We start from the raw sequence: 12,798 nt of genomic DNA, 5'->3' as shown, positions 1-12,798 counted from the left end.
GAAGGTATATCGGCATAGAACACGGAACGATTTTGATAAAGTAGGGCTATCGAGCCTTTGGTTTGATTACAACACGCTAGTAGAGAACCTTGATATCAAATCTTAATGTGAAAAGAGCAAAATTGTTGAAGCATCGAAACAATATTTTGGATTCTTTTGTAGGGAACCTTCATTAAGGATGGCATAACCCAGTAGAAATAATTACTAAAATTAGACCCATGAAACAAAAAATCACACGAAGAAAATTTGTAAAAACTGGTTCGGCGGGCCTCGTAGGAGCTTCATTTCTTTCCACCAGTGCCCTTTCCTATGGCCGAATACTTGGGGCGAACGACAGGCTTCAAATGGCCGTTATAGGCATTAGGGGGAGGGGAGGAAGCCATATCGATAATTTTGGTAAAATGAAGGATGTTCACCTCAAGTACTTGGTCGATATCGATGAGAACCTATTCAAAGAACGTCTTGACGAGGTAGAGCAATTTGCTGGTTATCGTCCTCAAACGGAATGGGATATGCGGCGCGTCTTCGATGATAAGGAAATAGATGCCGTTTCCGTAGCAGCGCCTAACCATTGGCACGCGCTTTCGACCATTTGGGCCGCACAATCGGGCAAGCATGTCTATGTAGAAAAACCCTCGACCCATAATGTTTTTGAAGGGAGAAAAATGATAGAAGCCTCGGAAAAATATAATGTATTGGTACAGGTCGGCTTTCAAAACAGATCGATAGCCAATACCATTCGTGCTATGAAGTTTATTCGCGAAGGAAAGTTAGGGGAGGTATATATGACACGTGGCTTGTGCTTTAAGCCAAGGCCGAACATAGGTAAATACCCCGACGGCCCCATGAAGCCAGGCGAAAAATTCAGGCTCAACCTTGAAACGGAGCGTTATGAACCTGCGTATACTGAAGAGTATTTGAAAAAGGTACACTACGACATGTGGTTAGGGCCCGCTCCGGAGCGCCCATTTAATAGAAACCGCTTTCATTACAATTGGCACTGGTTCTGGGATTATGGCAATGGGGATACCGGCAATCAAGGGCCGCACCAGTTTGACGTAGCCCGATGGGCCCTTGGTAAAGAAGAACTTCCGGTCAGGGTCAATTCGATCGGCGGTTATTTTGCCTACGATAATTCGGCACAGGAGACGCCCAATACCCAAACGTCCGTTTTTGAATATGCCGATGGTAAGATTTTAGAATTCGGTACCCGCGGTATTTACACGAATCCCGAAGGCGTGCTCTTACCCGATATCGATATATCGGGTAATGGGAAAATTTCTGCCTCCAAAGCTGCATCACCCGTGAAAATAGGGGTCATTGTTTTGGGAACCGAAGGATGGATGCAAATCGATGCCGGAGGAAACTGGCAGACCTTTTTTGGAAGAAATAACGAGGCCGGTCCCACATCGGGGGAAAAGGACGATTCCTATGATCCTATGGATCTTACCGGAGGCGGGGGCGGAGAGGCCATTTTCAGTAATTTTGTATCGGCCATACGCAATAATGATCGCTCTGAACTTACCTCAGATATTGTCTCGGGGCATCGGTCGAGCATCTTACCATTAATCGCGAATATTTCGTATCGATTGGGCCGTGAAGTGAAAATTGACGAAAATGAAGATTCGTTCGTAAAGGATAAGGAAGCCACCGCAATGCTGACAAGGGACTATAGAAGAGGATTTGAGGTGCCCAAAACCGTTTAAACGTAGAATTGGTATCGATTTAGGTTCAATGAAAGCCTCGAGGCGCTTTGTGAGTTAAAATGTGTTCTATATAATGGTTTCGGAATATCACAGGCTCATGGGCTTTTTACCAAAATGCCCCTTCAAGGTGTATGGGTCACTGATCGGTTTTATGATGGGTGTTATGTGTATGGGACGTATCAATAGTCAAGACAAATTTCCAAGCCCCAAAAATGGCACTACCTACGTGATTGCACATAGAGGTGTGCACGACAGTTATCCTGAAAATTCTCTAGCGGCTTATGAAAAGGCCATTGAATTGGGATGCGATTTTGTAGAAATAGATCTAAGAAAGACCAAAGATGAAAGATTTGTCAGTGTGCATAACGAAACCATCGATGCTTATTTTGAAGGAAAGACGGGAAAGGTCAATGAATTAAATCTTTCACAGCTTCAAAGTACAACCCTGAAGAATCCGGACGGATCCACTAGCGATGAATTTATTCCGACTTTCGAGGACATACTGGAACTATGTCGGGGCCGTATCGGTATCTATCTCGACTTGAAAGAGCCCGATATTGAAAAGCAGTTGGAAATAATCAGGGATTATGGGATGGTTAAAAACATAGTGTGGTACATTCCAGCAGCTTACATGAGGGAAATTGACATGTTGCAAGACCAATGTGAAGACTGTATAATAATGCCCGATCCCGGTAAGGAAAAAAATCTATCCACTATCATCGATAGTCTTGACCCTAGGGTAGTGGCGACCGATATGGGTAACTTAAGTCAAAGTTTCGTAAACAGATGCCATAGGAAAGGCACAAAGGTCTTTACCGATGACGATATGGCCTCTGAAAGCGAGTGGCAAAAAATTATGCTTTGGAGAACTGATGGCATTCAAACTGATGAACCTGAAAAACTTATCAGCTATCTTAAGAGGACCGAACGTTAGGGAATAGGGCTTTTAGAAGGACTTTATATTACATCAATTTTCGTCGGTGAAGATAAAATCGTAGTGTTCTAATCGAAAAAGATGGTTTAGATGGACGAACAGGTCACGCATCATGACATAGATAAATCATAGGGAAAATGAGGAGTTGTACGAGATGAAAAAGTATCCTTCTAAAATAAGTTTTGGTTTATTGGCCCTTATATTGTTGGTGTTGGTCGGTAGCACAATCCCTATAATCACACCGCCTAATTGGCCTGGGGTTTTCATTAATTTGGCAGCCCTGATCTTTATACTTTATCTCTATTCACAAACCTATTACGTTATCGATGGCCATTTTTTAAAGGTTCGGGCAGGCTTTTTGGTCAACAAGAAGATCGATATTAACCAAGTTCATACTATCAGGGAGACCCGATCATTATTAAGTGCTCCGGCGCTTTCTTTGGATCGAATCGAGGTCAACTGGAGTACAAATAAGGCCGTGGTGATTTCTCCTAAGAACAAAAAAGAATTTATAGAAGAGATGCTTCGTGTAAATCCGAAGATTGAAACTTTTCAAAAATAACGTGGTATGGTGTATAGATTTTTAAGTGCCAAGCACTGGCAATTGTTCTTGCTGATGATCGGCCTACCCCTTATATCGCAATTATTTGCTTTCGCATTTACCGCCTTCAATTTCGGTAAAGAAGGGGCGCAAGATATCATGATAACGACCTTATGGTTCAGGTTCACAGCATTGATTATTTTTCTTGTTTCCAGTTTTTATTTTGGATGGTTATGGTCCATAGCCATGGGCCTGCAAAAATATGTGCCAGAAGAAGTTCATAGGAAGGTGACCAAGTTTAAAATCTTATTCTTTATTCCGTTGGTTTATATGCTAGGGATGGCTTTATTCATTGGTCTGGGTACCACCGACTTTTTTGCCAATGGAAATCTATCTTTTTCCTTGGTATTTGGGTATGGGGCTATCTTGATTTTTTTCCTTCATGTAATCAGTAGCCTCTGTATGTTCTACGTGATTTACTTCTCGGCCAAAACATATAAGACCGTTCAGCTAGGGCGGGAAGTACGATTTGGAGAAATTATCGGTGAATTTTTTTTACTTTGGTTTTATTTTATTGGTATTTGGATTGTGCAACCGAAACTAAACCAATGGATAAAGCACAAAACAAAAGCATCTGTCAAAAATATTTCATAGCAGCAAAAACTTCGAGATGTTCTATGAATTTTGATTTAGTACATTCTCTTTAAGGATTTTTATATAAATTCAGTATTGAAAACAAGACAGCATGAGAATGAAAAATATCAATATGAAATTGAGAGTCATCTTACTAGGAACCCTATTTTTATTTGGGCTGCCCATTTCTGGTATAGCGCAGCAAACCGATTCCCAAGACCGAGGTTACCTTCAAGCACCACAGCCTGAAAATACAAAGCGGTATTGCTTGACCCTGGAATTGAACGACGACCCTGATCTGATCGCGGAGTATGAAAAAATGCATCAACCGCAAAATATTTGGAAAGAGGTGGTCGATGGCATAAAGAAAGTGGGGGTTATCGATTCGGAGATTTATCGGTCAGGCACCTTATTGGTTATGATTCTCACAACACCTGCGGATTTTGATTTTGATCAACAAATGGGAAAATTGGCGGATTTGCCCAGACAATCGGAATGGGAAGCGTTTATGAGCAAATATCAAGCTTCCGATCCGAATGCCTCCTCGGGCGAAAAGTGGTTGAAGATGAAGCGTATTTTCAAGCTTTCCCCGATAGAGGACCAATAAAATTCTTTAAAAAAGGGGTATTCCAGAATAGTGGGTGAAAAAAAACATTTCCTACTTTGTAGTGTTCTCCAAGAGGATTACCGATGGGCTTTCCGTAAGCCACCTCTTGCTCAATCCGGTGGTATCGTCCTTAGCCAAAAAATAGACAAAAGAACCTAAGGCCAGATCGATATCACCATCACTGTCGATATCGCCGGCATCCATCACGATCCAACGTCCCTTGTTCGATTCAGCAAAAGAGTAGGGCCTGAAAGTCAGATTTCCCATATTTTCTAGATATACAAAGCTTTCCTCGGGATGGTTCCGATAATCGGGGAAAAATGAGATGGAAGCGATGTCGATGTCACCGTCACCATCAAAGTCTTCAGGTATGGCCTTATAAGCACCGTTAAGCGGAAAAAAATAGGCCTGTTCGAAGTTTAGTTTTCCATCGTTTAGGAAAAGATATATGCCATGATATTCTTTCAAAATGGGGGTTTTATCGGCATTGTCTCCGCATACGTAAACGATATCATCAAATCCATCATTGTTGAGGTCAACAAGCTCAAAATTCTGGCTGCCGTTGAGTGGTGAAAAAGTAAGAAGACGTTTTTCTTCAAAAAGTCCTGCTCCTTTGTTCTCAAAATAAAAAATACCTTCGTCGCCTTGGGCCATCAACACCATGATGTCGTTACGTCCGTCTTGATTTTGGTCTTTGATAACGGTCTTGATAGCCCCTGATACATGCTTTAAAATGTGAGGCTCATACAGAGAACCGGATTTTTTTTCATACACCACAAGTTTACCGGTCAGGTCTCCATATTCACATACGACAAGGTCTTGTTGAGTATCTCCGATAACGTCGCCATAAGAAACGTGTACAGGTCGTTGTAAATGAGCAAGTATCGTTTTAAACTCAAGACGTTGGTTTTCATTTTCTAGATGGGTAAGGGTTTGCAGGGTTCCATCGGGGAAGTCGTTCGGAAAAACAGTGTTTCCGATGCTGGTGAGATACAGACTATCGGCATTCTCATCAATTTGTACCGCTGTGTTCTTGGTGAGAATATTCTTTTCGAGGTTTAGTTTTTCATCGAGAAAAGTAAGCATGTTGTTCTTGGGCTTTCCATCGCTAAAAATAAGCCCGCGCCCATGGGAACGAATTTTGACCATGGCGGTCATGGGCGGTCGATGGCCATAAGCTATTTCCTGATATTTGAAATGGGGCAAGCCTATATGGATATCCAATACTCTTTTTGGTGGGGATAAGCTTTCCGGTGCATTAAGCAGGTAGAAATCTTGAATTTTTTTCCAATCGACATCTGCCATCAATGGATGCTCCGGATAAAACTTGGCCTTTTTAACAATTTCAGCATTCCGTGGCGAGCCAAATAGGCTATCAGGCGGACCACTCTGCCCGTACATGCCTAAACGGTGCCCCATAGCGGGTAACACATCTTCTTCCCAGATCGACTTGGTGAGTTTTTGTGGTGCTACAAAACTGTGACACCTAGCACAATGTATCTCGGCCAACTGACGCCCGTTCAGATCCGTTGCCTTGGGTTCTCTGTAGCTTGACGTAGCCGTAGGCTCCTTACAGGCACTAGCGAGAAAGGTCAAAGAAATCAGGCAAACAAATAACTTCATGGCAATGTCCGAATTAACACCTAAAAGGTAAGCAAATACAAAAGATAAAACTCCCTTATTTTATCCCATAAAGAGGCCCGTACGCTTCACATGCCCTATAATCTTGACCCTCTTTATCTTCCCCGAAGGAGTTCCAAAGTGCGGGCCTGAAGATACGGTCGGTGTTTACATTGTGCATGTTCACCGGAATGCGCAACATGGAGGCCAAGGTTATCAAATCTGCTCCAATATGCCCGTAACTTATGGCACCGTGATTGGCTCCCCAATTGGCCATGACACGGTACACATCTTTAAAGGCACCCTGCCCGGTTAGTATCGGTGCAAACCAAGTAGTGGGCCATGTGGGGTTGGTGCGTTCATCAAGTATTCGATGTACACCGGGATCGAGTACGACGGTCCAACCCTCTGCTATTTGTAAAACGGGTCCGATACCTTTTACCAAATTGATACGGCACATTGTGACCGGCATTTCTCCATCGGTCTTGAATTGGGAGGAGTATCCGCCTCCCCTAAAATATTCTTTTACGGCTTGGGGCCATGTTGTCGCCTTAAGACACTCGGTAACTTCACCTTCAGAAATCTCCCAAAAAGGTTTCATGACGGGATTGCCAGCTTCGTTGCTTTGCTTTGCAGTCGCATCCAACGTGGTAGAACCAGAATTGATCAGATGTATAATTCCGTTCTCGGCCTTGCCCTCCAAGACTTTTCCGGTTACCCTTTTTACCGATTCGGGACTCCAGTAGGTTCGAACATCCGAAAAGATTTGTGCGGTATTTGTGAGTAAATGTCCAAAGAGCATGGAGACCCCGTTCAAACTGTCGTTTTCGGTAGCTACCATGTAAGGTTGTCTAATACCGTTCCAATCGAAGGATGAATTTAAAATGGCTTCCGAAAAATCACCGTTCGGCATATGATCGGTCCATTGCCGCTGCCCTTGAAAACCGGAAGCCAGGGCGTTTCTTCCCAAGGCCTCTTCACCATAGCCCATTTCCTGAAGCTTTGGGTTGCCGACCATCAAGTCTCTTATAATGAGCGTCATTTTTACGACGGTTTCCCATTCCCATTTTTTTCTGCCTTCATCGGCTTTCAGGTCTTCCCGGTTATAGTCTTTCCCTTCCTTGCAGTTTGCTAAGGTCCAGGCCAGTGCTTTTTGATATTCATCGGCATCATATATATTTTCTTGCATTCTGCGCAAAAGTTCTGTCTGGTCTACAAATTCGGTGCGCATTCCCAGATAATCATGAAAAAAGCCTTGGTCGACCATCGATCCAACGATGCCCATGGACGAATATCCTATTGATAGATAGGACTTCCCCTTCATTTGAGTTACGGCCAATCCGGCTTTTACGAAACGCAGTATTTTTTCCCTGACGTCTGCATGAATTTCAGTATCCCCGGTATCTTGAACTTCACGGCCATAGATGCTGAAGGTCGGTAGCCCCTTTTGACCGTAGCCGGCCAAGGCGGCTGCCAAATAGACCGCCCCGGGTCTTTCGGTTCCGTTAAAACCCCAAATCGCCTTTATGGTATGGGGGTCGGCATCCATTACTTCGGTACCATAACACCAGGCTGGGGTTACCGTCAATGTAACGGCTACCCCCTCACGCTCAAACTTGTCGGCGCACAGGGCAGCTTCCGCCACCCCTCCGATGTTGGTATCGGCAATGACACAGGTGACTTTTTCACCACTTGGAAAACGTAAATTTTCCTCTATTAGTCGGGCCGCGTTCCGGGCCATCTCCATACATTGGATTTCGAGGGATTCCCGCACTCCACGCTCCCTTCCATCAATTACAGGTCTAATTCCTACCTTGGGTAATCTTCCTATTAATCTGTTGCTCATTTCAAGATTTTATTTGTTCATGGATTTAACCAAAAATTGGTATGTTGTTGAACATATCGGAATATTGACGTTCAAAACAAAAATAGTAGGAAAAAAATAGCCGAAGAGGCAAAATAATACATGTTTTAAATAAAATACTTTAACCAAAAACTGTAATCGTCTTATATTTTTAGGCTATAGATACCTTTATTAAAAGTTAGACCTTGTACAATCAAGAATGACGACAACCATAATCTTTGATATGAACGGTGTTATTACCGACGATGAACACTGTCATGAAATGGCAACCAAACAAGCCTTTGAAAGGGTTGGCCTCGAAATTACCGAAGAACGCTATCGAAAATTTTGTTTGGGAAGAACCGATGTGTCCGCTTTTGGAGATCTTTTGGTTGCACATGGTATTGAGCAAGTAGACTTGGCTGATTTGATAGCTCATAAAACTGAGCTGTATTTGAAATTGGTAGAAGATGAACTAAAAGTCTATCCTGGGGTTATCGACCTCATTCATAAATTGGAGTCTGACTATATGCTAGCCCTGACGACCAGTTCTACCCTTGCCGAGGCCCAAACAGTAATCGATCTTTTAGAACTGGCAGGTTGTTTTGAGGTTGTTGTTACTGCGGAGGATGTGAAAAAGGGAAAGCCCGATCCTGAACCGTATTTGTTGACTTTATATCGCTTAGAAAAGACTGCAGAGGATTGCGTAGTAATCGAGGATTCTGAAAATGGCATAAAGTCTGCGAAAGCTGCGGGACTACGATGTATAGCGATACCGAATACCGAAAACCCTAAAAATCTTTGGCAAGCTGATCAAATTGTTGCGGACTATTCCGAAATCGATCGGGCCTTTATTGAAGGGCTTACCGACTAGTTTCCGTTATTGCGTTTCACACACCCTAGAGTCTAAAGTGTAACGCCCTGCTATTCTAAATCTCCAAGTACTTCTTTTAAAGCCTTGTAAATGAAAGGTCCTGTTTCTGGACCCAAAGAATTCTCTTCACCATAGGTGTCCCGTTCATCATGATAGAGATAGGGGGCTTCTGTATCCCATTCGCTTTTAGGAATAATATACCCGATTTCGTCATTGGAAAGGCCTAAGTAAAATTTATAGCGGTCATTTATAAAGTCTTGAATTGGTGGAATTTCCAAGGGTTCGATATTAAATTCCCGTCCTTTAGGCGCTTCTATACCCCCGAATATTATTTCAGGGTAAATTTCTCCGGGAATGCTTACGAATAGGGCCGGACCGATACGTATGGCTCCAACTTCGGTACGCACTTTAAAATATTCGGGCATGCCCATCTTGATAAGCCCTATTCCACCTGCAAGTTTAAAGGCGTCATTCTCTAAAGGGGCCAAGACAGTCTTGGCCCGAACCGAAATAGTTGATTCGGTAATGGTATCCGATTGACGTTGTAAGGCTTTTAATGTCATCAACGCTATATGGTCTCCAATAGCCTTTGCTTTCTTAAAACTGGGTTCTTCATAATGTTCTTGCGTAAATGGGTCGGAAATTGACAGACTTGGGTGGGGCGCCATCAGGCCCCCGATAACCCCCGAAAAGTAGAGGGTTGTACCGCCCAACCCTTCGCGCACCAATTCTTCCCCATTATATACGCCATTTTCAACCGCCTCTCGAACATAATGCGGAAAGTCGGAACTGATGAGAAGATTTTTACTCCAGAGGGTCTCGGGGTGGTTAGACCAATTGATCAACGTACCCATGGTGGTATTGGTCTTATAATCTATGACCTGCATCACATGAATACCGGTGGCCTTAACGATCGGTTTACGGGTGTCCTTGATCAGAAGCGAATCGTTTCCGGAAAGGTCTTCTGCGAACACCAGTTTGGAAGGCTTAAGATGCTTTACAGCATCAGTTATCGCGGCTATTGTTTGAGTCTTTACATATTCTAACATGCCAGGGTCGACTCCCGAATGGAACATGTCTTTACCCCAAATTCCCACGAGATCGTTGCTTTCATGGGTATGGGTCGAAGAGATAAGGGTATAATCGATATGTAGTTCTTTAGGGATGCGTTTTCGGATGTCTATGACGTCACCATGAAGAAAACCGATAGCATCTAGAGTAACCAGTGCGATTCGGTTTTTACCATCATCTATCACCATTACTCTTGACCATACATCATCATGAACCCCTTGTGCCGGTTTTGCATTGCTCATACCAGCTATCCAGAAGGCATCGAATTTACCGTTTCCATTAAGGTCATTAAAAGTGTCGCCGTCTTTTTCGTGATATTCGAAGTCTGAGTTTTGGTCGTTCCAGGTATCTACAATCTGCGGAGTTATAGTGCGTTTTGCAACTCCAACGGTAAGAATGTCTGGTTGATGGTTCTTTAGGTTGATATCGATACCATAATCGGGGTGGCGATCACGCCAGTTATATACCAGAATACCACCAACTACTATAGCAGCCAGTACGATTAAAAGACCCGTTACCTTAAAAAAGCGCTTCATAGGTGGAGCTTGAAATGTGATGCTAAATCCTTTTTTTCACGCAGAGGTGCTCAGCGGGCCATTACTTTTCCATTGAACCGAATTCCTCCAAGACGGGTGATACCCGAAAGGTGGGGCTAAGGTAGTTTTTCCGGATCAATAACAACATATTTGACCGTTTTACGATTCCACGTGTATACGATATGCACTTTTCCGTCCGCTGCCTGAATAACTGTTGGATATGAATATTCTTCGCCTTCCTTATCTGTATTTTTACGTAAGGGTTCGAGATCGAGAACGCGGTTCCAATTTTTGCCATCTTCAGATATGGCAATACTTAGGGGCACCCGATCACCCCAATTTTTCTTGGTTGGATTATATACCAAGAGTTGTCGGCCATCTTTTAGGGTTACGCCGTCAATTCCGGAATTCGGATTGGGAAGGTCGGTCGCTTCCATTTCACTCCATGTTTTGCCGTAATCGTCAGACCAGTTTTCCGCAACTACTTCATTTTTGGTACGGCTTAACATTTGGAGTTTTCCGTTACCATAATTAAACAGCACGGGTTGAATCGCGCCGAATTCATCAGGATGGTTCAGTTTTTTTGATTTGGTCCAAGTTTTTGCACTATCGGAACTGTATTCTAAATGAATAGTCCATTCACCAGATTTGGTTTCCTCGCTAGAGGGGGATAGTAAGGTACCATCGGCCAATTGGATTGGCTGGTTTTTAATTGGACCCAGAATACCGTCGGGTAATTGTTGGGGTTTGGACCATGTTTTACCATCGTCATCTGAAGTCATATAAAGACCCCACCATTCTTGGGGACTGGGACCTACCTTATAAAAAAGGTAAAGCGGGCTGTTTTTAGGTTTGAAAAGTACAGGATTCCAACATGGATATCTCGTATCGGCATCTTGAACCCCGTTTGCCACTTCAACAGGTGTAGACCATTTTCCGTCTATTTTGCGGGAGACCCAGATTACGACATCCTTATTCTTCTCTTTAGTACCTCCAAACCAAGAAGCGACCGCGACCCCGTTACTTACTTCGACGGTGGACGCATGCGCTTCAGGTGTGGGTGCATCTTCAATGGCGTAAATAAATTCTTGTTCCAATATTGCTGGATGTTCGATGGGTAAAACTTCAGGAAGTTCCGATATTTTTTCCTTTTCCTCCTTGCAGGATGATAAAAATACTATGCAAATGAGCAGGTAACCGTATTTCATTATGGTCGATTTTAAGATGTAGTTTAGTGTAAAATAGGACTTTTATAAAGAGGTACTTTATTACAAAGAAAAGGATAATCAAACATACCGTGCCAATGTAATATTATTTGAATTACGTTAAATATTATCCTTATCATTGGGTTAAGCCAGTAATACATGCAATTTGAAGATTCGTACGTGATAATTTTTACTTAAGCTTTTGAAAACGAAGCATAATTTCCTTCCAATTGGTGAAAACGATGCCTTCATCTTCAAAAAAATGGAGGAGTTCCGAATCATAGAACATCTGGGACTCCCAAACCCTTTGTTGCCATGAATTAGTGATGTTCTTGAGATTTTCGGTCTCTACTGAAGGATGAAAGATAATTTCAGTAATACCGGGGTTCAGATCGACGATAAGCTGTTTGAATTTGGCAATTTTTTCTTCGTAGCTGCTGGCATTGGGTGCACTTGTAAAATAGTCTAGTTTGGGTAGGGTATAATCGTTGACCCTGGTAAGGACCTCTTCGGTCAATGGGTATCCTTTGTTTCTGAATTCATTGAGAACAAGGGTATCACTGATATCGATGATGTTTGCCGGAATACCATATTCTTGGGCCACTTTTATATATGCCTCCACATAGCTGGGATCTCCATATAAGGTGCCCATGTGGGTGTCGATATGATCGGGTCTATGTCCCCATGCTAACGACTGATCAATTTGTGCCCGTATTTCTTTTTCTACTTCAGCAGCGGAAGCATGCTGTACCACTTGTGGTACTTCATGCCACATCTTACCATCTTCATCGAGAAGACCTGGTACTTCACTGGTATTGGTAACCGTTGCCCATCGATAGGTTTTCCACTCGCTGGTCAGCGTAAGGTGAAGACCAATATCTAAGTTCGGGTTTTTGGTTGCCCACGTAATGAATTCTTCGGCGTTCGGACAGGGTATCATTACGGCTGCCGATTGTATGGCTCCTTCCGTGAGCTGTTTTTTTGCTGCTTGATTCGCCTCTGGACACATACCTATATCATCGGCATGCAGTATAATCACTTTTTTGCCTTCCGGCCATCCTAACCGTTCTGCCCATGTCTTATGATGGTCGGAATCATGCTTTTCCGTGAGGCCTTTATTTTCGGTAGGTTCATTTTTAGCAGAAAATCCACACCCGAGACATAAGGAGATAGCGTATAGAAGAATTAAAACTGTTTGTATGCGATGGTAATTCATTCGATTTTATTA

At 43.1% G+C, this 12,798-nt stretch carries 11 protein-coding genes; 6 read left to right on the top strand and 5 right to left on the bottom strand.

What is annotated here, in order from left to right:
- Positions 1-218 precede the first annotated feature (218 nt).
- The 5 genes from F2B13_RS18185 to F2B13_RS18165 all read left to right on the top strand — a co-directional run bounded on the left by F2B13_RS18185 (position 219) and on the right by F2B13_RS18165 (position 4,421).
- Entirely contained in the window at positions 219-1,706 is a 1,488-nt protein-coding gene (locus tag F2B13_RS18185) for a Gfo/Idh/MocA family protein (RefSeq protein WP_149275319.1), read from the top strand.
- A gap of 73 nt (positions 1,707-1,779) precedes the next feature.
- The gene (locus F2B13_RS18180; protein ID WP_149275320.1) at positions 1,780-2,640 is read left to right on the top strand and encodes a glycerophosphodiester phosphodiesterase family protein; all 861 of its coding nucleotides are present in this window, start codon (positions 1,780-1,782) and stop codon (positions 2,638-2,640) included.
- Positions 2,641-2,794: 154 nt separating this feature from the next.
- The gene (locus F2B13_RS18175) at positions 2,795-3,202 is read left to right on the top strand and encodes a PH domain-containing protein (RefSeq protein WP_149275321.1); all 408 of its coding nucleotides are present in this window, start codon (positions 2,795-2,797) and stop codon (positions 3,200-3,202) included.
- Positions 3,203-3,208: 6 nt separating this feature from the next.
- Positions 3,209-3,835 (top strand): hypothetical protein, encoded by a 627-nt coding sequence (locus F2B13_RS18170; RefSeq protein WP_149275322.1) that lies wholly within the window; start codon positions 3,209-3,211, stop codon positions 3,833-3,835.
- 97 nt (positions 3,836-3,932) lie between these two features.
- The gene (locus tag F2B13_RS18165; RefSeq protein WP_232625264.1) at positions 3,933-4,421 is read left to right on the top strand and encodes an L-rhamnose mutarotase; all 489 of its coding nucleotides are present in this window, start codon (positions 3,933-3,935) and stop codon (positions 4,419-4,421) included.
- A gap of 51 nt (positions 4,422-4,472) precedes the next feature.
- Here the strand turns inward: F2B13_RS18165 and F2B13_RS18160 are convergent, their stop codons facing one another.
- Both F2B13_RS18160 and F2B13_RS18155 read right to left on the bottom strand, forming a co-directional pair.
- Positions 4,473-6,044 (bottom strand): FG-GAP repeat domain-containing protein, encoded by a 1,572-nt coding sequence (locus F2B13_RS18160; protein WP_149275323.1) that lies wholly within the window; start codon positions 6,042-6,044, stop codon positions 4,473-4,475.
- Between the two features lie 55 nt (positions 6,045-6,099).
- Positions 6,100-7,887: an L-fucose isomerase gene (locus F2B13_RS18155; RefSeq protein WP_149304801.1), complete on the bottom strand. Its 1,788-nt coding sequence runs from the start codon at positions 7,885-7,887 to the stop codon at positions 6,100-6,102.
- Positions 7,888-8,104: 217 nt separating this feature from the next.
- Here F2B13_RS18155 and F2B13_RS18150 point away from each other — a divergent pair, with 217 nt between their 5' ends.
- Complete coding sequence (locus tag F2B13_RS18150) at positions 8,105-8,758, top strand: HAD family hydrolase (RefSeq protein WP_149275325.1); 654 nt, start codon at positions 8,105-8,107, stop codon at positions 8,756-8,758.
- 50 nt (positions 8,759-8,808) lie between these two features.
- Here F2B13_RS18150 and F2B13_RS18145 read toward each other — a convergent pair whose 3' ends face one another.
- The 3 genes from F2B13_RS18145 to F2B13_RS18135 all read right to left on the bottom strand — a co-directional run bounded on the left by F2B13_RS18145 (position 8,809) and on the right by F2B13_RS18135 (position 12,786).
- Positions 8,809-10,365 carry a hypothetical protein gene (locus F2B13_RS18145; protein WP_149275326.1) on the bottom strand — a complete coding sequence of 519 codons (1,557 nt, stop codon included), beginning with the start codon at positions 10,363-10,365 and terminating at the stop codon, positions 8,809-8,811.
- 116 nt (positions 10,366-10,481) lie between these two features.
- Positions 10,482-11,573: a sialidase family protein gene (locus F2B13_RS18140; protein ID WP_149275327.1), complete on the bottom strand. Its 1,092-nt coding sequence runs from the start codon at positions 11,571-11,573 to the stop codon at positions 10,482-10,484.
- A gap of 187 nt (positions 11,574-11,760) precedes the next feature.
- On the bottom strand, positions 11,761-12,786 hold the full coding sequence (locus F2B13_RS18135) for a polysaccharide deacetylase family protein (protein ID WP_149304800.1): 1,026 nt from the start codon (positions 12,784-12,786) through the stop codon (positions 11,761-11,763).
- Positions 12,787-12,798: the final 12 nt, after the last annotated feature.

This window comes from Pareuzebyella sediminis (assembly GCF_008367235.1).
Classification (GTDB): Bacteria; Bacteroidota; Bacteroidia; order Flavobacteriales; family Flavobacteriaceae; genus Pareuzebyella; species Pareuzebyella sediminis.
Note: the sequence above shows the minus strand (reverse complement) of the source record. Positions and strands in the feature narration are given on the sequence as shown.

Excerpts from the sequence above, each read along its gene's own strand:
- F2B13_RS18185 (WP_149275319.1), top strand. The coding sequence starts at position 219 with ATGAAACAAAAAATCACACGAAGAAAATTTGTAAAAACTGGTTCGGCG.
- F2B13_RS18180 (WP_149275320.1), top strand. The coding sequence starts at position 1,780 with ATGGTTTCGGAATATCACAGGCTCATGGGCTTTTTACCAAAATGCCCC.
- F2B13_RS18175 (WP_149275321.1), top strand. The coding sequence starts at position 2,795 with ATGAAAAAGTATCCTTCTAAAATAAGTTTTGGTTTATTGGCCCTTATA.
- F2B13_RS18170 (WP_149275322.1), top strand. The coding sequence starts at position 3,209 with ATGGTGTATAGATTTTTAAGTGCCAAGCACTGGCAATTGTTCTTGCTG.
- F2B13_RS18165 (WP_232625264.1), top strand. The coding sequence starts at position 3,933 with ATGAAAAATATCAATATGAAATTGAGAGTCATCTTACTAGGAACCCTA.
- F2B13_RS18160 (WP_149275323.1), bottom strand. The coding sequence starts at position 6,044 with ATGAAGTTATTTGTTTGCCTGATTTCTTTGACCTTTCTCGCTAGTGCC.
- F2B13_RS18155 (WP_149304801.1), bottom strand. The coding sequence starts at position 7,887 with ATGAGCAACAGATTAATAGGAAGATTACCCAAGGTAGGAATTAGACCT.
- F2B13_RS18150 (WP_149275325.1), top strand. The coding sequence starts at position 8,105 with ATGACGACAACCATAATCTTTGATATGAACGGTGTTATTACCGACGAT.
- F2B13_RS18145 (WP_149275326.1), bottom strand. The coding sequence starts at position 10,365 with ATGAAGCGCTTTTTTAAGGTAACGGGTCTTTTAATCGTACTGGCTGCT.
- F2B13_RS18140 (WP_149275327.1), bottom strand. The coding sequence starts at position 11,573 with ATGAAATACGGTTACCTGCTCATTTGCATAGTATTTTTATCATCCTGC.
- F2B13_RS18135 (WP_149304800.1), bottom strand. The coding sequence starts at position 12,786 with ATGAATTACCATCGCATACAAACAGTTTTAATTCTTCTATACGCTATC.